Raw genomic sequence first — 20190 nt, 5'->3', positions numbered from 1 at the left:
GAGCTCTGGAAAGGTAACAAGTGCTCGACGTCAACTTTTTCGACGAACTGAAGATCGGCCTGGCCACGGCCGACGACATCCACAACTGGTCATACGGTGAGGTCAAGAAGCCGGAGACGATCAACTACCGCACGCTCAAGCCCGAGAAGGACGGCCTGTTCTGCGAGAAGATCTTCGGACCGACCCGCGACTGGGAGTGCTACTGCGGTAAGTACAAGCGCGTCCGCTTCAAGGGCATCATCTGCGAGCGCTGCGGCGTCGAGGTGACCAAGGCCAAGGTGCGCCGTGAGCGCATGGGCCACATCGAACTGGCCGCACCGGTCACGCACATCTGGTACTTCAAGGGTGTGCCGAGCCGGCTGGGCTACCTGCTCGACCTGGCGCCGAAGGATCTCGAGAAGATCATCTACTTCGCCGCCTACGTGATCACCGCCGTCGACGACGAACTGCGTCACAACGAGCTCTCGACCCTCGAGGCCGAGATGGAGGTCGAGAAGAAGGCCGTCGCCGATCAGCGCGACGCCGACCTGAACGAGCGTCAGCAGAAGCTCGAGCAGGATCTCGCCGAGCTCGAGGCCGAGGGTGCCAAGGCCGACGTGCGCCGCAAGGTGCGCGACGGTGCCGAGCGCGAGATGCGTCGTATGCGCGACTCCGCTCAGCGTGAGCTCGACGGTCTCGAGGAGATCTGGGACAAGTTCGTCAAGCTCGCCCCGGGCGACCTCATCATCGACGAGAAGCTGTACCGCCAGCTCGAAGAGCGCTACGGCGAGTACTTCCAGGGTTCGATGGGTGCCGAGGCGATCAAGAAGCTCCTCGAGACCTTCGACATCGACGCCGAGGCCGAGTCGCTGCGCGAGACCATCCGCAGCGGCAAGGGCCAGAAGAAGCTCCGTGCTCTCAAGCGCCTGAAGGTCGTCGCCGCGTTCCAGCAGTCGGGCAACTCGCCGCTGGGCATGGTCCTCGACGCCGTGCCGGTGATCCCGCCGGAGCTGCGTCCGATGGTTCAGCTCGACGGTGGCCGCTTCGCGACCTCCGACCTGAACGACCTGTACCGCCGCGTCATCAACCGCAACAACCGCCTCAAGCGTCTGATCGACCTCGGTGCCCCCGAGATCATCGTGAACAACGAGAAGCGGATGCTGCAGGAGTCGGTCGACGCCCTGTTCGACAACGGCCGTCGTGGCCGTCCGGTCACCGGCCCGGGCAACCGCCCGCTGAAGTCCCTGAGCGATCTGCTCAAGGGCAAGCAGGGTCGTTTCCGTCAGAACCTCCTCGGCAAGCGCGTCGACTACTCGGGCCGTTCGGTCATCGTCGTCGGCCCGCAGCTGAAGCTGCACCAGTGTGGTCTGCCGAAGCTGATGGCTCTCGAGCTGTTCAAGCCGTTCGTGATGAAGCGTCTGGTCGACCTGAACCAGGCCCAGAACATCAAGTCGGCCAAGCGCATGGTCGAGCGTCAGCGCCCCGCGGTGTGGGACGTCCTCGAAGAGGTCATCTCCGAGCACCCGGTGCTGCTGAACCGTGCACCGACGCTGCACCGCCTCGGCATCCAGGCCTTCGAGCCGCAGCTGGTGGAGGGCAAGGCCATCCAGCTGCACCCGCTGGTGTGTGAGGCCTTCAACGCCGACTTCGACGGTGACCAGATGGCCGTGCACCTTCCGCTGAGCGCGGAGGCGCAGGCCGAGGCCCGCATCCTGATGCTGTCGTCGAACAACATCCTGTCGCCGGCATCGGGTCGCCCGCTCGCCATGCCGCGTCTGGACATGGTGACCGGTCTGTACTTCCTGACCTCCCTCAAGGAGGGCGCGGCAGGCGAGTACACCCCGGCAACCGCCGACGACGTCGAGCGCGGTGTCTACTCGAGCCCCGCCGAGGCCATCATGGCCGTCGACCGTGGACAGCTCACCGTTCAGTCGCGCATCAAGGTGCGCCTGACCGGGCAGCGTCCGCAGGCCGAGGTCGAGGCCGAGCTGTTCCCCGAGGGATGGCGTTTCGGTCAGCCGTGGACCACCATCACCACGCTGGGCCGCGTGCTCTTCAACGAGCTGCTGCCGATCGAGTACCCGTTCGTCGACGAGCAGATGCCGAAGAAGCGTCAGGCCGCGATCATCAACGATCTCGCCGAGCGCTACCCGATGATCGTGGTCGCCCAGACCGTCGACAAGCTCAAGGACGTCGGCTTCTACTGGGCCACCCGTTCGGGCGTCACCGTGTCGATGGCCGACGTGCTCGTGCCGCCGCAGAAGGCGGAGATCCTCGACCGTTACGAGGAGCGTGCCGACGGCTTGGAGCGCAAGTTCCAGCGCGGTGCCCTCACGCCGGATGAGCGTCGCGACGCACTGGTGGAGATCTGGAAGCAGGCCACCGAAGAAGTCGGTAAGGCCATGGAGGACTTCTACCCCGAGGACAACCCGATCATCATGATCCCGAAGTCGGGTGCCACCGGTAACCTGACGCAGGTTCGTAACCTGTCGGGCATGAAGGGTCTGGTGACGAACCCGAAGGGTGAGTTCATCCCGCGTCCGATCAAGTCCTCGTTCCGCGAGGGCCTGACCGTCGCCGAGTACTTCATCAACACGCACGGTGCCCGTAAGGGTCTGGCGGACACGGCTCTCCGTACCGCCGACTCGGGTTACCTGACCCGTCGTCTGGTCGACGTGTCGCAGGACGTCATCGTTCGCGAGACCGACTGTGGCACCGAGCGCGGCATCAACGTGCCGCTGGGTGAGAAGCAGCCCGACGGCTCGATCATCCGCGACGCGCACGTCGAGACCTCGGCCTACGCACGCACCCTGGCCGCCGATGCGGTCGACGCCGACGGCAACGTCATCGTCGAGCGCGGCCACGACCTCGGCGACCCCGCCATCGAGGCTCTCCTCGCTGCCGGCATCGCGCAGGTCAAGGTTCGTTCGGTCCTCACCTGTGCCACCGGCACCGGTGTGTGTGCGCACTGCTACGGCCGTTCGATGGCCACCGGCAAGCTCGTCGACATCGGTGAGGCCGTGGGTATCATCGCGGCCCAGTCGATCGGTGAGCCCGGTACCCAGCTGACGATGCGTACGTTCCACCAGGGTGGCGTCGGTGACGACATCACCGGTGGTCTGCCGCGTGTCCAGGAGCTCTTCGAGGCCCGCGTCCCCAAGGGCGTCGCGCCGATCGCGGAGGTCTCCGGCCGGGTGCGTCTCGAGGACGACGACCGCTTCTACAAGATCACGATCATCCCGGACGACGGTTCCGAAGAGGTCGTCATCGACAAGATCTCGAAGCGTCAGCGTCTGCGCGTGTTCAAGCACGAAGACGGTTCCGAGCGGCTCCTCGCCGACGGTGACCACGTCGAGGTCGGCCAGCAGCTCATGGAGGGCTCGGCCAACCCGCACGAGGTCCTGCGTGTCATGGGTCCCCGTCAGGTGCAGATCCACCTGGTCAACGAGGTCCAGGAGGTCTACCGCAGCCAGGGTGTGTCGATCCACGACAAGCACATCGAGACGATCGTTCGTCAGATGCTGCGTCGCGTGACGATCATCGACCACGGTGCGACCGAGTTCCTGCCCGGTTCGCTCGTCGAGCGTGCCGAGTTCGAGGCGGCCAACCGTCAGGTGGTCACCGAGGGTGGCGAGCCCGCCGCCGGACGTCCGGTGCTCATGGGTATCACCAAGGCCTCGCTCGCGACCGAGTCGTGGCTGTCGGCGGCGTCGTTCCAGGAGACCACGCGTGTCCTGACCGACGCGGCGATCAACAGCCGCAGCGACAAGCTGATCGGTCTCAAGGAGAACGTGATCATCGGTAAGCTGATCCCGGCCGGTACCGGTATCAACCGCTACCGCAACATCCAGGTTCAGCCGACCGAAGAGGCACGTGCCGCGGCCTACGCGGTGCCGTCGTACGACGACACCTACTACAGCCCGGACGGCACCTTCGGTGCTCCGGCCGGCGCTGCGGTGCCGCTGGACGACTACGGTTTCTCCAACGAATATCGGTAAGCCGTACTGAGCTGAAAAGCCCTCGCACTCGTTGAGTGCGAGGGCTTTTCGCTTGTCTTCGAGCCTCAGCGCACAGGGAGTGTGGTGACGGTGCGTGTCGCGAGCAACAGGTCGTAGTAATCGCCACCCGGATAGTAGGTCGCGGTCACCGAGCCGGTGACCATGTCCGACGACCATCCGGTGGCCAATGCGCGGATGACCCGACCGTTGCGGGGTCGCGGCGTGCCGACCTCTGACAGTTCGCCGATCAGGTCGGTGGAGTCGCCCTCGGCGTCGATGTGGATGCCGGTGACCAGCCGCGAGCCGAGAAACTCCTGCCGTGTCGTCCGCTCGAGGACGGCGACCCCGGACCCGAAGGAGTTGGACACCGACGGCTGCGATGCGATCACCCGGATGGGGAGCCGGTCAGCGCCGAGAGATGATGCGGCAGAAGCGAAGTGGCCACCGAAGAAGGAGTTGACGGGGTCGAACAGCATCAGCCCGGCCAGGCGCCGGAAGGCGACCGGGTCCGCGCGTCGGAGTGCGTCGGCTGCCACGACGACGAATTCGCCGCCGGCCGAGTGGCCCGCGAAGACCATCCGGTACGGCATCGTCACATCGGGACGGTGGGCGGCTTCCCGGGCTCGGATGAGGCTCGTCGCGAGCGGGCTGCCGGCTTCCCGGCCCGACCCGAAAACCCCGCCGATGGTCCGGGCGAACGCCGCATTGTCGGCGATGTTGAAGGCGACGGCGCACCCGCCGAGGTTGATCGAGTCCAGCGTCGGGCTCACCACGAGGAAACCGGCGTCGGCGTAGGCGCGAGCCACGGCGCCGAGATTGGCCGCGGTCCGGGAGAAGCCGTGCTGCAACCAGACGAGCGCCGTGGGCCGGCCGGGCGGGAAGTACCAGCGGGCGGCGACCCGGATGGGCTTGCCCGCACATTCGGTCGCGACGGAGGACGACGAAACGACCACCGGTGGGCGGGCGGCCGGTGCGGCCAGAACCGCCGATGGCGTCACACCGAAGAACATGGCGATCGCAGCGAGGGTCGCGACCCACGGCCGGCGGAATCTTCGTCTCGACATCCGCCCAGTCTAGGGTCGGGCGGATGCCGGGAACGGGGATCTCCGGGGAGTTCAGGCGCGGGGCTGGTTGGTGTCCCGGTCGTCGGTGTCCCGGTCGTCGGGGCCGGATTCCATGAGCTCGTTCGGGTCCTCGATGTGGACGTCGTGGTCGTCACCGAGGCGCCGGGCCACCTCGCGCAGCAGTTCCCGTGCGGCGTCGTCCATCACGCGGACATGGGTGAGGTCGAGGATGACCTCGTCGGTCGAAAATCCTTCGCACGCACGGCTTGCGATGATCTCCGCGCCTGCGAAGCGGACGTCGCCCTGGAGTTCGACGACGGTCGCACCGTCGCGTTCGTGTACCGACCGAAGCGCGGGCATTCCCGACGGTGCCACGTGCATCATGTGCAATTCCATGTCGCGGGAAAGTCTTTCGAAGACGGCGACGCCACGCACGCTGTTGCCCTGCTCGTCGAGCCGCGGCGACCACACCGCAACCCCGACCTGGCCCGGAAGCACTCCCAGGATCGCCCCGCTCACACCGCTTTTCGCGGGAATCCCGACCGTCGCCATCCAGCTGCCGCTACCGTCGTACATGCCGCAGGTGGCCATCACCGACAGCAGGTGCCGGGTGATCCAGCCGTCGAGGAGGCGTTCGTCGTCCGTGGTCGACAGTCCGCCGTTGGCGAGGACCGATCCCATGACGGCGAGATCGCGGCAGCTGACCTTGATCGCGCACTGTGCGGCGTAGCCGTCGACGACCTCGTCGGGTTCGTAGTCGAGCTTGCCCGCGGAACGCAGCAGATACGCCAGTGCGGTGTTGTGGTCGTCGGAGGCGAGTTCGGCGGAGTGAACCTCCCGGTCCACGGACAGTTCTCGCCCGGCGAGCGTGCCCATCAGGTCGACGATGCGGTCGACCCGTTCGGTGGCGCCGTCGCCGTCGAGCATCCCGTGAACGGCGATGGCACCGGCGTTGATGAGGGCGTTGCGGGGTCGTCCGGTCTCGGCTTCGAGCGAGATCTCGTTGAAGGCGTCGCCGGACGGTTCGGTGTCGACGCGGTCGAGGACGCCATCGAGCCCCCGGTCCCGCAGTGCGAGTGCGTAAGCGGGCAGTTTCGCGATCGACTGCATGGAGAACTCGTGGTCGGCGTCGCCGGCGGTGTAGACGGTTCCGTCGACGGTGGTCAGAGCGATCCCGAAGGACGACGGGTCCGCCCGCTCGAGTTCGCGGTTTCCGGACATGACGTCCCCGGCGTCGTCATCGCGGCAGTCGCGGAGAACCTCGTGGAGATAGTCGTCGATGGGGGATCGCATATCCCACCGTAGCCGCGACCCTCGGTGGTGCTGCGTTCAGTTGTCGCGATACGGCAGGTACTGCGCCGACCACTGATTCCCGTCGGGGTCGGTGAAGTACACGAAATGACCCCACGGCTGCACGTCGACGTCACTGGCGTCGACGCCGGCGGCGAGCAGCTGTTCGCGGGCGGCGTCGATGTCGGTGACGCAGATGATGATCGGGCCGGTGGACCCGGGCGCCTTGTCGGTCAGGCCCTTGCCGAAGGCGATCGAGCAGTTCGAACCGGGAGGGGTCATCTGGACGAAGGGATCTCCTCGCTCACGGTGTGGTCGTGATCGGGGTTGAATCCGATCGACTCGTAGAACGCCTTGTGCGGTCGACGTCCGTGACGGGCAGGGTGACGACTTCGAGTGTCCAGTTCATGCTTCCTCCTGATGTCCTGGGTCGTGCGGTCTGAGACAACCATCCCAGGAATCGAGGACGGTTTCGGTCCTCGTTTGTCGTGGTGTGTGAATCGGCCGGAAAATCGTCCATCTGAGCGCGATCCAAGGGCATATTGCCCCTCGGTGGCGCTCAGATGGACGCGGTTCCCCGACGGCGAGGGTCGTTGTCCCGCCTGATGCGGTGCCGGTCGCTTCGGGTGACGGCCCGAACATCCTCGAGTACCCCGTCCCAGTGGTAGAGAACGTCGTCGTAGGTCAACCGCATCGTCATCCATCGGTCGATCATCGTCATGCGGTCGCGGCGGCGATCGTTGCGAAAGGTCTCCACATCCGAGTGGTAGGCCCTGCCGTCGCATTCGATCAGCAGTGCTCCGACTCGGAGGTCCGCGTGTTCATGTGTGCCGATGCCGGGTTGGACCTCTACCTCGAAACCGGCCGCGATCAGGCGCAACCGGGCGATCGATTCGGTTCCGGATTGGGAGCGGGCATCGCACCGACCGAACATGGCCGTCACCGCCCTGGCCACGCGACCCATCTCGGCCTGGATGTCGGGGATGGTCAAGTCGGTCGAGTTGAGGACGGAGTCGACGGTCGCAACCCATTCCTCGGCAGTGAGACATCGTGCCGCGCAACCGAGTGCGATCGGGATCGAGTCGACCGCGGTGACCACCGGTAGTGGTTGGCCGTAGCCCTGACACCATCGGAAGGGTCCGCTGGGACGAGGTCTGCCCTTCATGTGCTTACTCAGAGGACATGGGTCTCGGTGTACCCGGGTGGAACCCAGATTTCGCTCGATCCGTGCGTCTGGTGAAAGCGCAGCGCGCCGACGCACGACAACGCGCCCCCCGCCGCCACCGCTGCGACCACTCGGGGGTCGGCGGTCGCTGACCGTACCCACCCGTGAGCCACCGGGATCAGGGTTCCCGACCGTCGAGCGCGCGTGATGTCGTCGGGCGACCAGTCCATCGCCGCCAGTTCCTTGAGCGTGTACACGCCAGAATCCGAGGTCATGACGACTTGGACGCATGCGGAGGTCGATCGGTTTCCGGAGTTGGGGAATTCGCGTCCATCTGGCGGTCCCGCAAGGGCAGATTGCCCTTCGAAGTGCCTCAGATGGACGAGTTTTCGCGCTGCTGGCTCGGCGGAACGGTCTCAGACCGACGAGAACCGCACCGCCGCCCGAACCTGGGCGGCGAGCGCACGACCGGCGCCGAGCGGCCAGCGGTGCATGACGTATTCGGCGGCCTGGTCGACGCTCAGCTGCCGGCTCGAGTTGCCGGCCCGCACCCAGAACTCGGGTAGCGCGTTGTTCTTCATGCCACGCAGGTACACCGGCCTCGGCGACGGAGTGCACTCCACCCGGCACACCAGGACGTCGGTCGGGCTCGCGGAGGCTTCGGCGTCGCCGGCGGGTCGCGCGACCTGCTCGAACGAGATGCCCACCTCCGCGGCGGTGCTCTGGCCCAGCGTGGCGGTCAGCAGGTCCCGCAGAAACAGTTCGAACCGGTCGGCGTCGGGATGGCGGAGCGTCGTGAAGTCGGCGTCGAGGCCCAGGGGAGTGCCGTCGTCGACTCCGATCAGCAGGTTCCCGCCGTCGGAGTTGAGGAATGCGGCCACCGTCTTCACGATCACCGTCTCCATCGCGACGTCCCGCTGCTTGGTGTGCAGGTTCACGCGGGCGGTCGACTTGAACTCGACCCGCTCGGATTCCCCGGATGCGAGCAGTTCGGCGACCGGGATGCCGGTCGGGACCTGCAGCCGTGCCGCGACCATCGCGTAGGCGCCGACCGCCACGATCGAACTCGCCAATCCCAGCACGATGGTGACGGGGTGCCACACGTTCATGCGATGGTCGATCGCCCCGGCGATGAACAATCCGACGGCCGTACCGAGGATCGACAGCACCATGCAGGTGGTGGTGTTCAGTCGTGCCCGGTGACGCAGCAGCCATTTCGCGACGGAACCGAAGAACCAGGCCACGATCAGCACCAGCACCAGCGCGGTGGCGGTCGCCCACACCGGAATGGCGAATTCCAGCGATCCGATGCTTCCGCGATCGTTTTCGGCCAGGGGGATCAGGTCAGCTCGCACACCGGACAGTATGACGAATCGGACATGGGTTCGGGCCACCCGGACGCACAGCGAAATCCCGGTCGCGTGCGACCGGGATTCGGCGTGCGAGTGGACTCGTCAGATCAGACCGCGTCGCCGCCGTCGACGCTGCCGAAGTCGCCTACCTCGACATTGCCCTCGTCGTCGACGGCGGTGTCGAAGGTGCCGTCGCCATCGGTGTCGGCGACCGCGAGGTCGGTGTAGCCGTCGCCGTCGGTGTCGGCCTCGATGACGTCGATCTCGCCGTCGGAGTCGGTGTCGTAGGCGACGGAGTCGGCGTGGCCGTCACCGTCGGTGTCGAGGACGGCGTCGGTGGTGCCGTCGCCGTCGACGTCGGCCAGTGCGGCGTCGATGGTGCCGTCGCCGTCGGTGTCGACGAGTACTGCGTCTTCGGGGATCTCGGTGCTCATGGTGTTTCCTTCCAGGGATGGTGTGGCTTGTGGTTTTTCGTGCTCTGGTTACTTGGAGATGGACCGGGCGGAGTTTGTTCCCTGGGAGGAGTCGACTTGTCGTCGATCATCCGATCAGATGACCCGGTGCCCGCCGGTGAACACGTCGATGATCGTAATTGCGCGGCGAGCGGTCCACGCATAATTCAAGTGGCTGAAACAACCGACAGCAGAGCGCGATTCGTTAGCATCGCGCACTTGGATCTGTCGCTCACGCGAAGGAATGTCCAGCCGAATGTAAACCGTCGTTGCAGTGGTCGTGCGACGGTGAGGTCATGCGGATACTCGGACGTCGTGTTCAGGTCGGGATCGCGGCCGCAGGTCTCGTTGCAGCGGTCACCGGGATTGCCGGGGCAGGTGTTGCGGCAGGCGTCTAACCCGCCAGGGGCCCTGCGGGATTCGCGCGCATACTCCAGGCGGCTCCCCACCCCGTGGCCGGCGAAGTCGTCCTCGGTCGTGCCGACAATGAGTACTCGGTCGGCTATGGCACCGCGCGGCCGGCGACGCTTTCACTCAATTCCCTGTGCGCGAACACCATCAGCGACATCACCTGGTCCACGTGGGGTGGCCCCGAGGCGAATGGCCGGGGAGTGCTGTGCGCACCGGCGGGGTCACCCGAAAGCGGTGGGCCTGTGACCCTCACCGCCACCGACCGCGGCACCTGCGCGGGGCGCATCGCCTACCGGCAACTGTGGATCGACGGCAAGCCCACCTGGAAGGTGTGCTGAACCGGGAAGAAGGCCCCTACCGCAGATCCGCGAGCAACTCAGCCAGGATCGACCGTGCCCGCGAGATCCGGCTGCGTACGGTCTGTAAACCGATGCCCTGGGCCTCGGCGATCTCCGAGTAGCTCAGCTCGCCGTAGACCCGCAGCACGAAAGTGGCGCGGTACGCGTCCGGGACCTGCGCCAACGCCTCCTGGATACGGTCGGAGACGACGACCTGCTGCGCGACGTCCACCGAACTCATCGGGTCGTGGTCGTCGATGTCGTCGGCGTCGGATCGTTTACGGATACGCGCGAGCGCCGCATTCGACCCGATCCGGTACAGCCACGTCGACACCTGTGCGTCGCCCCGGAAGCCGCCGATCGCGCGCCAGGCGGCGACCAATGCGTCCTGAAGGGCGTCCTCGGCGTCGTGCTGGTTGCCGGTGATGCGTAAACAGATGGCCCACAGCCGATCCCGGTGCTGCTCGACAAGCGCGGTGAAGGCCTGCTGGTCGCCGGCGCGCGCACGTTCGAGAAGGTCTGTGCCCGACTCGGATTCGTCGATCAACGTACACACCCGCTCATCGTGGGGCGCAGACCTGTGGATGGCCTGGGACGTTCGGGCAGTGCATGTCCAGAAGTCTCCATCCTCAGAAGTCGTCACCGAGGGATGAGTCGTCGAAAGTCGTATCCCCGAATGACTCGCCGCCGTCGTCGTCGTCGCCGAAGACGTCCGGGGTGTCGAAAGTGTCCTCGAAGTCCCCACCGGGACCGTCACCGAGATCGTCGCCGAATCCCGCGAGTTCGGTGTCGCCGGAGAGGGAATCGTCGGATTCCTCGGACAGTGGGTCCGGGCCGGGCACGGCGGTGAGGTCCTCGGACAGTTCGTGCGACGGGTCGAAGGCGGTCTCGACCGCCGAATCCCAGGTCGCGGCCGGTACGGCCAGCTCACTCGGCGGATCGCTCTCGCGCAGCCAGGAGTCGAAGTCGTCCCCGTCGAGGGGGTCGTCCCAACCGGTGTTGCTGTCGGTCATCGTCGTCGGCTCCTGCTCGGATCTGCGACGCGCACGACGCCGGCCCGGATACCGTCATCCGGTCGACTGTCAGGGCGTCGACGGTGGTGGAGAATTCTCGTCACGTGACTAGGAGTGTCGGCGACGCGGGAATGTTCCCGGCGGTGACGACACGGTGGACTATCACGAGGCAATGTCCGTGAACTGGAGGACCGATCGCGTGGAGCAACGCATGACCGTGCGGGGACGCGTGGAGCAGTTGCTCGACGAGGTCACCCCGCTCGCGCCCGACGCCACGGTGATCGGTTCCCTGCGTGCGCAGCTGGCGAACCCGCTCACGGTCGCGCTCGTGGGACGCGTCAGCGCCGGCAAGTCGACGCTGCTGAACGCGCTCGTCGGCGACCGCGTCGCGCCCACCGACCGCGCCGAGTGCACCAAGGTCGCCGCTCTCTACACCGAGGGCAACCCGCAGCGCGTCGAGGTCGTCGGCCTCGACGGCACCGTCACCGAGATCCCCGGAACCATGCGCGGCGATCTGGGCCGGCGTCCCGACGACATCGACCACGCGGTCGTCCACACCCCGTCACGCCTGCTCCGCGAACGGTTCCGGGTCATCGACACCCCGGGTCTGTCCGGGTTCACCGACACCGCCGAGATCGCCACCCGCCGGGTGTTCTCCGGGGAGAGCCGCCTCCCGCGACCCGACGTCATCCTGTTCCTGCTCGACGACGCCGCGGGCCCCAAGGCCGACGAGGTGGCGTTCCTCTCCGACGCCGGGGCGTCGGCGCAGAACACGATCCTGGTGATCTCGCACGCCGACCTCATCGCCGCCGACAACCCGATGCTCAAGGCCCAGGAGATCGCCCGACGGGTCTGGCGACGGTTCCCGGCGATCGCGGGTGCGGTGGTCGCGGTGTCGGGACTCATGGCCGAGGCCGGGGTCTGCGGGGTGACCGAACGTGAGACCGCGCAGATCTCCCGCCGAGGAGCCCTCGAATCGTGGGAGCTGCTCAGCATCCTCGACGGCGCGGCCCCGCCGCCACCGGGTCTCGACGTCGACCTGCTCGGCCGGCTGGAGGAACTGGTCGGAACGTACGCGATGGACGCCGGCGCCGACGTCGCCGGCCAGGGTGCGCGTGCGTATTGCGAATGGCTGCACCGGGTCTCGGGTATCGACGAACTCCGCCTCGCGATCGGCCGGCGCTTCCTCGCGGTCGGCGACATCCTCAAGGCCCGCACGGTGCTGGCCGAACTGCGCGAGGCGGCGTACCGCAGCGCACGCCGCGACGCCTTCCTGGAGGCGATCGAGGAGGCCGAGACCGCTCCCGAGCTGCACCGGGTGCGCGAGGTCGCCGCGCTCGAGGCACTCGCCCGCTGGCAACCGGACAGCGAGCTGATCGGCGAGCTGAACCTGGTCGTCGCGAGTCGCGATGTGCGCGTGCTGTTGTCGCTGCCGCCAAATGCCGCACCGCCCCAGATCGCCGACGCCGCACGGGAACGCGCCACCGACTGCCGCACCCGCCGTGCCTTCGCCGCGACGTCGGCCGAACGAGAGGCGTTGCTGGTACTCGAACAGACCTATCAGCTGGTGCGCCGCGGACGGTGGACCCATTGAGCCGGCCGGCAGTGAGACGAGGAGTGGCCCGATGAGTCTGGAGAAGACACCCGCCAAGCCCGCCGCTCCCACCCCCGACGCCGTGCTGCGGACGGCGGTGGACATGCTGCGCAAACACGGCGAGGACGCCATCGCCGACCGTACTCTGCGCGTGAAGGACCGGCCCGCCCCGCAGGGGACCGTCGTGGTGATCGGCGAGGTCAGCCGGGGCAAGAGCTCGCTGGTCAACAGCCTCGTCGGCGTGAGCGGACTGGCGCCGGTCGACACCGAGATCACCACCTCGGTCTACGTCCGGTTCACCCCCGCGACCGAGGATCTGCCCGCCGGTTCGGCACTCGTCGAGTTTCCCGGTGCGGCACACCGCATCCCGGTCGCCGACCTCGCCTCCTGGGTCACCGTCGGCGGCCGGCACGCGGCGGGCGTCCCCGCCGAACGCCTCGCCCCCGACGCCGCGGTCGATTCCGTTCTCGTGCCGCCGGTCTCGGCCCGCGTGGCCGTCGACTCCGCGCTGCTGCCGGGCGTCACCATCGTCGACACCCCGGGCGTCGGGTCGCTGGTCCCCGAACACGTCGAGGCGGCGGTCAGCGCGGCCCGCGGCGCGTCGGTGCTCGTGATGGTGTGCGACGCCACCGCACCGCTGTCGGCCCCCGAACTCGCCTTCCTCGGAAGCGTCAGCGAGGAGGTCGCCTCGGTGGTCCTGGTGGTCACCAAGATCGACGTGGTGATGCGGCAGTGGCGCACCATCGTCGCCGAGAACCGAAAACTCATCGGCGCCAACGCGCCTCGGTTCGCGCACATCCCGATCATCGGTATCTCCAACCGCATCGCCGAACAGGCGGCCGCCATCACCGACCCCGACCGCCGCGAACGCGCCTTCGCGTCGTCGGGCATCGGCGAGCTCGTCGACGCGCTCACGCCGCTGGTGGCCGAGGGCGCCGCGTCGCCGGAACGCAATGCGCTGCAACTGACCTTCGCCGGACTCGACGACGTCCGCAAGCGCCTCGTCCTGGAGATGACGGCCGCCACCGCGACCCCCGCCGGACGCGCCGACATCGAAGCCGAACGGGATCGCCTGCAGCGACTCAAGGATCGACGACGCGAGTGGCGCGCACGGCTCAACCAGGACATCACCGCCGCGTCGTTGCAGACCGACGACCTGATGCGCGACCGCTTCGACAAACTCCTCGGCCAGTGGTCGACGCGGATCGACAAGCTCCGCTTCTACGAGCCGCACCGCGCCGGACAGGAACTGATCGGGCAGATGACCGTCGACCTCGAGGCCGCCGCACGCGAGGTGAGCGCGTTCTTCGTCGCCGCGATCGAGCGCATCGCCGACGCCCTCTTCGCCGATGCCACCATCTCCGGTGAACTCGTCGACCGGATCTCCGGCAACGTCGCCGACCTCAAGCTGCGTGAGCAGGAGAAGATCTCGCCCTGGAAGAACATGGTCGACCCGGTGCTGTTGTCGATCGTCGCCGCCGGCGGCCCGCTGGCCATCATCCCGGTGATCAACGTGGTGGCCGTGCCCGTGTGGGCGGGTGTGGTGGTCGGGTTCCGGGCGTCGAAGGTCGGTAAGGAGAACCACCGCAAGTGGCTGACCAAGGCGGTCAACGACATGAAGGCCGACGTGCGGTCTCAGCTGCAGTCGATCAAATCCGAGGCGAGCGCCGACCTGCAGATCGCCTACGACGAACTGCTCGAACGACTCCTGGCCGAGTCGACGAAGATCATCAACGACGCCGCGGTAGAGGCCAAGAAGTCGGCCGCCGAGCGGGAGAAAACGGCCGCCGATCTGCGCAACCAGATCGTGGCCGTCGACAACGTCCGCAAGTCGATCGCCCGAGTTCTCCGGGCGCCCACCGGATGAACGCCGGTCTCGTGTGTAACGATGTGCCCCGGGGCGGATGGCGGGAGGTGTTCAGGTGACACAGGAGAGCCGCAGGCGACTCTGTATCGACTTCGGTACCAGCAACACTGCGGCCGCATACCGCGTCGGGCTGGCCGAGCCGGTCATCGTGCCGCTGGGCCCGGGCGGCCCGGCCATGCCGTCGGCGGTCTTCGCCGGCGACGGCGGGATCGTGGTCGGACAGGACGCCGTGCTGCGCCGCGTGCAGGCCCCGGACGCCTACGAGGACTCCCCGAAGTCGCGGATCGACGAGGGCGAGATCGAACTCGGCGACCGGTTCTGGCCGATCGAGGACCTCATCGGCGCCGTGCTGCGTCACGTACACCGGACCGCGCTGCACCACAGTGGTCTCGCGGCTTTCGACTCGATCATCCTGACCCATCCCGACAAGTGGAGCGAACGACGCAAGGGTGTGCTCCGACGCGCCGCCGAGCGCGCCGGTATCTCCGCTGACCGTCTGCGTATCGCCTCCGAATCCCTGGCCGCCGCTTGGTATTACGTCTACCGCGGCCACGACGTCACTGGCGACGAACGCATGTGCGTCTTCGACTTCGGCGCAGGCACCTGCGATGTCGCCGTCCTCATCCGCGCCGGGGCCGACGGCTTCACGGTCACCGGGTCCGGCGGCGACAACAACCTCGGTGGCCGCGATCTCGACGCCCGCATGACGCGCTGGGTTCTCGACGAAGCGGCCGAACTCGACCCCGAACTCCCGGCCCGCCTCCGCGCCCCGGCCGCCGCCATCGCGCTGGCCGACCACGTCCGCTCGGCCAAGGAAGCCCTGTCCGACACCGCGCAGGCCGTCATCGAACTGCCCGGCACCCGGCACACGCTGTTGCTGACCCGCCGCGAGTTCGAGTCGATGATCGCGCCGTTCGTGGAGCGGGCGGTCGAACTCACCCGAGACGCCATCGCCCGCGCCGACGCCGCCGGCACCGGCCCCAAGGGACCGGTCATCGTCTACGTCACCGGCGGCACCAGCAGCATCCCGATGCTGCAGTCGGCCTTGTCCTCGGTGGGACGCGTCGCCCGGATCGGCGACCCGAAGGTCGTCGTCGCCCAGGGCGGCCTGCTGCGCTCGACCAACGTCGTGCCCGGCGCCGAGACGGAGAAGGTCGGAGCCCGACAGCACCGGGCCCAGCCGTACGAGCCGCGCCCGAACGACCAGCCGTCGACGACCGCGGTGGACGCCTCGGCACGCCGGATCGCCTTCCCCGCACTGCCGCCCGGCGCGGTGATCAGCGGCGTCCTCGCCCGCACCGGCCAGATGGTGCGGGCCGGCGAACCGCTCGCGACGCTCGAATCGGCGTCCGGCCGGCTGACGGTCGACGCCCCGGCGGCGGGCGTACTGCACGGACTCGATCTGCGTCCCGGGGTCGTCGGCCAACCCGGCGTCGTCTTCGGTGCGGTCGGTCCGGCCGATCTCCGCCCCGAGCAGTGGGCGCAGCTTCACCGCGCGCCGGCCGGGGTGTCCGCGGCCCCACCGGTCGCGCCGCCCCAGCCGGTCCACGCGCCATCGCGGCCGCCGTACCCGCCCCCGCAGCCCGGCTATCGTCCGATGGAACTCGCTGGGGCGCAGCCGGTTACGGCGTCCTCGTCGGGTGTCGACACCTACGGCCTGGCGGGACTGATCGTGGGCATCCTCGGGTTCCCGATCTGTCTCGGCACCATCGTCGGCATGGCACTGACCGTCATCGGCCTCAACCGGGCGGAGGGTCGCCGCGATGCCCTGCTGATGACGGCGCTCGGCGTCAACATCCTCGGCACCATCGCCTGGGTCGGGTTTCTCATCTGGATCCTCGTCAGCGGCTGAGGGAACCCGCGCCGGTACAGGACTTTCCGCCCGACACCGGTGACCTTCGACTACGGTGTCGGTATCGGCGCCACGGCGACGATGAGAGGTGCCGGAGAGGAAGGGCTGACCGTGACCACCTCGGAGTCTTTGTCGCACCACCGGCCGGACGCCATGCGACGGCGGGTCGGTTACTCGGTGAGCATCGTCGTGAACTCCGTTCTGCTGGTTGCGATTCTCAGGGTGCCCGGGTGGGATGTGCTGCCCTTCATCACCGATGATTTCCGTCAGGTCCTCGGCTGGGTGGTCGCCGGGCTGATCGCCGGGGTGGTCGCGAATGCGATCTACGTCGTCGCCGACCCGCCGGCGATCAAGGCCCTCGGTGATCTGGTCATCGACGCGCTCGGACTGGTCGCCCTGATCCGGCTCTGGCAGGTTTTCCCATTCGACTTCGGGGACAGCACCTTCCCGTGGTCGACGATCGTCCGCGTCGTGCTCGTCGTGGGTATGGCCGGCACCGCGGTGGCGATGATCGTCCTCATCGTCCAGACGGTTCTACGGAGGAGATGAAGATGGCAGATGCAGGAACCGACCCGTCCGCACCGATCGTCGTCGCCGTCGACGGCTCGGAGTGTGCGCTGGCCGCGGTCCGGTGGGCGGTGGGTGCCGCCGGGCGCGAGAAGCGGCACCTGCGGGTGCTGTCCGCGGTGGGGATGGTGCCGGGGGCCTATGCGCCGATGGTGATGATGACCTCGCCGGCGGTGGTCGAGGCCATGCAGGCCGAGGCATCTCGTGCCGTCGACGCGGCGATGGCCCTGGCGAAGGAGGTCGACCCGGACGTGTCCGTCGACGGCAAGATCGTCGGCGGCTCACCGATGCTCGCCCTGCGGTATGCGTCCAGCGAGGCGCACCAGCTCGTCGTGGGGCGTCGAGGGCTCGGCGGGGTCAGGGGCCTGTTGCTCGGCTCGGTGAGCGCCGACGCCGCCGCGCACGCCGAATGTCCGGTGGTGGTCGTCGGTGGCGAACCGCCCACGACGGGGCCGGTCGTCGTCGGCGTCGACGGTTCGCCGACGTCGACCACCGCGATCGAGCATGCCTTTCGTCAGGCCGACCTGCTGCAGACGTCGTTGCTCGCGGTGCATGCGTTCGGCGGTTTCTCCGGTGCGGCCTTCTACGGCCGCCAGGAAGAGCAGATCATCCGTCAGCTTCGCGACGAGGCCATGGAACTGCTGGGCGAACAGCTGGCCGGATATCCCGAGGACTACCCGGACGTGCAGATCGAACGCCGCGTGGAGATCGGGTCACCGGCGGACGAGATCGTCGACGCCGCGGAGTCGGCGCAACTGGTGGTCGTCGGGACGCGGGGTCGTGGTGGCTTCCGGGGGCTGCTGCTCGGATCGACGAGCCGGGCGGTCCTGCAGGTCGCGTCGTGTCCGGTGATGGTGACGCACCACAAGCCCTGAGCCGCGATCAGGGACTCGTCGTCTCGCCGGTCACGGGATCGGCCGGTGACGTGCTGGCCAGCGCGAAGTAGGTCTGCTCCTCCTGCGAGAAGTGGAGACGCAGCAGAGCATGCAGTCCGTACAGGGTCGCGATGACGTCGATGCGCTGGTCGTCGGTCACCCGGCCATATCGATCCGCGCGCAGACGATGAGCATGCACCCGGCGGCCCAGGCGGTCGATCTCGGCGTGCATGCGACTCATGGTCACCGTGGCTTCGCTGCTGCCCAGGGGTTTGGCCAGTGCCGGGTAGAGTAAGTCCTCCTCGGCGTGCTCGTGGGGCAGGATCGTGGTCGTCAGCAGGTCGTCGACCTCGCGTAACCCGTTGAGCTCGGCCGCCTCGTCGGTGGTCTCGGGATGGTGTGCGGAGTACAGGTCGACGAGCCGTTGGGCGGTGATCGTCAGCAGTGCGAGTTTCTCCCGCAGCGCATCGTGTTCGGCGGCGAACCGGTGCAGCAGCACATCGGTCGACTGGTCGATCTTGATGTCGCTCTGTGGTGCCCGGAGCGCGCGCAGCGCGTTGAGGATGACCGCGACGTCGATGGCCTCCTGGAGCAGGGCACCCGCGGTGGGCGGCAGAAATCCGAACGCCGCCACGATCATCGCGGCGAGGGACAGGCCCATCCCGACCCCGGCGCTCTGGAGCGCGATGCGGCGGGAACGGCGGGCGATCTCCATCGCGGTGGCGAGCGGCTCGATGCTGTCGGTGGTGAGGATGACGTCGGCTGCCGCCGCACTGGCGGTCGACCCGCGTGCGCCCAGCGCGACCCCCACGGTCGCGCCGGCCAGGGCCGGGGCGTCGTTGACCCCGTCGCCGACCATCACCGTGGACGCCGCCGCCCGTTCCTCCCGGACGTGGGCGACCTTGTCGGCGGGACTCTGGTCGGGGAACACCTCGTCGATGCCGAGCAGGGTGCCGATCTCCACGGCGGTGGCCGGATGGTCGCCGGTGAGCAGCACGATCCGCTCGATCCCGGCGCTGCGGAGGCGGCGTAGTGTCCGCGGCGCGTCCGGGCGGATGGGGTCGCTCATCGCGATGGCACCGGCCGGCCGGCCGTCGACCTCGATCCAGGCGACGGCGGCACCGTCGAGTTCGCTGCCGCGCGCGACGGCCCGCGCCCAGTCGCCGTCCGGGGTGCTCCGCGCGCCCACCTCGACGGCGCGGCCGTCGACCAGGCCGGAGACGCCCCGTCCCGCACTTTCCTGCACAGCGGTCGGGACGGTCAGTTCGAGACCGCGACGGTTCGCCTCGCCGACGATGGCGGTCGCGAAGACGTGCGGCGACAGCTGTTCCAGCGACGCGGCCAGCCGGAGGAGTTCGACGGGGTCGTCGCCGGGGGCCGCGGTCACCGCGACCTGCTCCGGCCGGCCCGTGGTGAGGGTGCCGGTCTTGTCGACCATCAGCGTGTGGGCGCGCCCGAGGCTCTCCAGTGCTCCGCCGTCGCGGATGATGACGCCCATCCGGGAGGCCCGCGACAGGCCGGCCACGATCGCGATCGGCGCGGCCAGCAGCAGGGGACACGGCGTGGCCACGACGAGGACGGCCACCGCCCGGGTCATCGAACCGCTGACCAGCCAGCTGATGCCCGCGACGCCCAGCGCGAGCGGAACGAACCAGACGGCGAGACGGTCGGCGATCCGGACGACCGGCGCGCGGTCGGCCGCGGCGTCGCCGGCCATTCGCACGATCCCCGCGAAGGTGCTCTCCGCGGCGACCGAACGTGCGGTCAGCTCGAAGGTGCCGCCGGCGTTGACCGCGCCGGAGCGGACGCCGTCTCCTCGTGCACGGGTCCGCGGGAGAGGTTCGCCGGTGAGGACGGACTCGTCGAGCACCGCGTCGTCGTGCAGCCACCCGTCGGCGGGAACGATCTCGCCGTTGCCCACCGACAGGACGTCACCGGGCCGCACGTCGTCGACGGCGATGACCGTGACCTGGGCACCGTCGCGGCGGCGGGCGAGGGACGGGGACCGGTCGATGAGGGCGCTGAGATCCTTGCGTGCGCGGCGGGAGGCGGACGCGTCGAGCAGCCGGCCGGTCGCGAGCATCACGCCGATCAGCGCTCCGGCCGCGTACTCGCCGACGATCAGCGTCCCGGCGAGGGCGAGGGACGCGATGATGTCGACCCCGAAGTTCTGGCGCCGGAGGCCGGCGACGACCCACCACAGCGACGGGATGAGCGCGATGACGGTGCCGGCGATCCACAGCCCGTCAGCGGGCCGGTCCGACCCCGCCACCCAGAACGCCCCGCCGGCGACGAACGCGGTGACGGTCGCCGCCAGCAGGAGCGCCTCGGCCGACGGTTTGGCCAGCAGGCGCACGCGAGTGCTCAAGTGTT

General features: G+C 68.4%; 14 protein-coding genes and 2 pseudogenes. 7 read left to right on the top strand and 9 right to left on the bottom strand.

The annotated features are described in order from the left end of the window. Nucleotides 1-20 precede the first annotated feature (20 nt). Nucleotides 21-3977, top strand: a complete 3957-nt coding sequence (locus BPODLACK_RS14320; protein WP_159405516.1) for a DNA-directed RNA polymerase subunit beta' — start codon at nucleotides 21-23, stop codon at nucleotides 3975-3977. A 65-nt stretch (nucleotides 3978-4042) separates the two neighbouring features. Here BPODLACK_RS14320 and BPODLACK_RS14315 read toward each other — a convergent pair whose 3' ends face one another. The 6 genes and pseudogenes from BPODLACK_RS14315 to BPODLACK_RS14290 all read right to left on the bottom strand — a co-directional run bounded on the left by BPODLACK_RS14315 (nucleotide 4043) and on the right by BPODLACK_RS14290 (nucleotide 9282). After that, complete coding sequence (locus BPODLACK_RS14315; RefSeq protein WP_024499813.1) at nucleotides 4043-5041, bottom strand: alpha/beta hydrolase; 999 nt, start codon at nucleotides 5039-5041, stop codon at nucleotides 4043-4045. Between the two features lie 51 nt (nucleotides 5042-5092). Continuing rightward, complete coding sequence (gene glsA / locus BPODLACK_RS14310) at nucleotides 5093-6334, bottom strand: glutaminase A (protein WP_024499814.1); 1242 nt, start codon at nucleotides 6332-6334, stop codon at nucleotides 5093-5095. A 36-nt stretch (nucleotides 6335-6370) separates the two neighbouring features. Further along, nucleotides 6371-6740, bottom strand: a pseudogene (locus BPODLACK_RS14305) (VOC family protein). A gap of 150 nt (nucleotides 6741-6890) precedes the next feature. Continuing rightward, a pseudogene (locus BPODLACK_RS14300) lies at nucleotides 6891-7771 on the bottom strand (endonuclease domain-containing protein). 141 nt (nucleotides 7772-7912) lie between these two features. Next, a complete protein-coding gene (locus BPODLACK_RS14295) occupies nucleotides 7913-8851 on the bottom strand; it encodes an AlbA family DNA-binding domain-containing protein (protein ID WP_159405515.1) in 939 nt (312 codons plus the stop codon). Between the two features lie 104 nt (nucleotides 8852-8955). Next, nucleotides 8956-9282, bottom strand: a complete 327-nt coding sequence (locus BPODLACK_RS14290) for a hypothetical protein (protein WP_024499816.1) — start codon at nucleotides 9280-9282, stop codon at nucleotides 8956-8958. 470 nt (nucleotides 9283-9752) lie between these two features. Here BPODLACK_RS14290 and BPODLACK_RS14285 point away from each other — a divergent pair, with 470 nt between their 5' ends. Continuing rightward, nucleotides 9753-10049 (top strand): hypothetical protein, encoded by a 297-nt coding sequence (locus tag BPODLACK_RS14285; RefSeq protein WP_024499817.1) that lies wholly within the window; start codon nucleotides 9753-9755, stop codon nucleotides 10047-10049. 16 nt (nucleotides 10050-10065) lie between these two features. Here BPODLACK_RS14285 and BPODLACK_RS14280 read toward each other — a convergent pair whose 3' ends face one another. Next, complete coding sequence (locus tag BPODLACK_RS14280; RefSeq protein WP_024499818.1) at nucleotides 10066-10605, bottom strand: RNA polymerase sigma factor; 540 nt, start codon at nucleotides 10603-10605, stop codon at nucleotides 10066-10068. Nucleotides 10606-10678: 73 nt separating this feature from the next. Continuing rightward, complete coding sequence (locus tag BPODLACK_RS14275; protein ID WP_024499819.1) at nucleotides 10679-11062, bottom strand: hypothetical protein; 384 nt, start codon at nucleotides 11060-11062, stop codon at nucleotides 10679-10681. Between the two features lie 211 nt (nucleotides 11063-11273). On the opposite strand from BPODLACK_RS14275, the gene BPODLACK_RS14270 reads away from it, so the two are divergent. The 5 genes from BPODLACK_RS14270 to BPODLACK_RS14250 are packed head-to-tail and all read left to right on the top strand — an operon-like array spanning nucleotide 11274 to nucleotide 17817. After that, nucleotides 11274-12656 carry a GTPase gene (locus BPODLACK_RS14270; RefSeq protein WP_236577681.1) on the top strand — a complete coding sequence of 461 codons (1383 nt, stop codon included), beginning with the start codon at nucleotides 11274-11276 and terminating at the stop codon, nucleotides 12654-12656. A gap of 31 nt (nucleotides 12657-12687) precedes the next feature. Then, nucleotides 12688-14523, top strand: coding sequence for a dynamin family protein (locus BPODLACK_RS14265; RefSeq protein WP_159405514.1), 1836 nt, complete (start codon nucleotides 12688-12690; stop codon nucleotides 14521-14523). A gap of 55 nt (nucleotides 14524-14578) precedes the next feature. Next, complete coding sequence (locus BPODLACK_RS14260; protein ID WP_159405513.1) at nucleotides 14579-16375, top strand: Hsp70 family protein; 1797 nt, start codon at nucleotides 14579-14581, stop codon at nucleotides 16373-16375. Nucleotides 16376-16414: 39 nt separating this feature from the next. Continuing rightward, nucleotides 16415-16924, top strand: coding sequence for a hypothetical protein (locus BPODLACK_RS14255; protein ID WP_159405512.1), 510 nt, complete (start codon nucleotides 16415-16417; stop codon nucleotides 16922-16924). A 2-nt stretch (nucleotides 16925-16926) separates the two neighbouring features. Further along, nucleotides 16927-17817, top strand: coding sequence for a universal stress protein (locus tag BPODLACK_RS14250; RefSeq protein ID WP_159405511.1), 891 nt, complete (start codon nucleotides 16927-16929; stop codon nucleotides 17815-17817). Nucleotides 17818-17824: 7 nt separating this feature from the next. Here BPODLACK_RS14250 and BPODLACK_RS14245 read toward each other — a convergent pair whose 3' ends face one another. Beyond that, nucleotides 17825-20185 carry a heavy metal translocating P-type ATPase gene (locus tag BPODLACK_RS14245; protein WP_236577680.1) on the bottom strand — a complete coding sequence of 787 codons (2361 nt, stop codon included), beginning with the start codon at nucleotides 20183-20185 and terminating at the stop codon, nucleotides 17825-17827. Between the last annotated feature and the right edge of the window lie 5 nt (nucleotides 20186-20190).

Origin of the sequence: Gordonia sp. YY1, assembly GCF_009872315.1 — a bacterium.
Classification (GTDB): Bacteria; Actinomycetota; Actinomycetes; order Mycobacteriales; family Mycobacteriaceae; genus Gordonia; species Gordonia amicalis.
The sequence above is the reverse complement of the archived record's forward strand: the minus strand, read 5'-3'. Positions and strand labels throughout refer to the sequence as shown.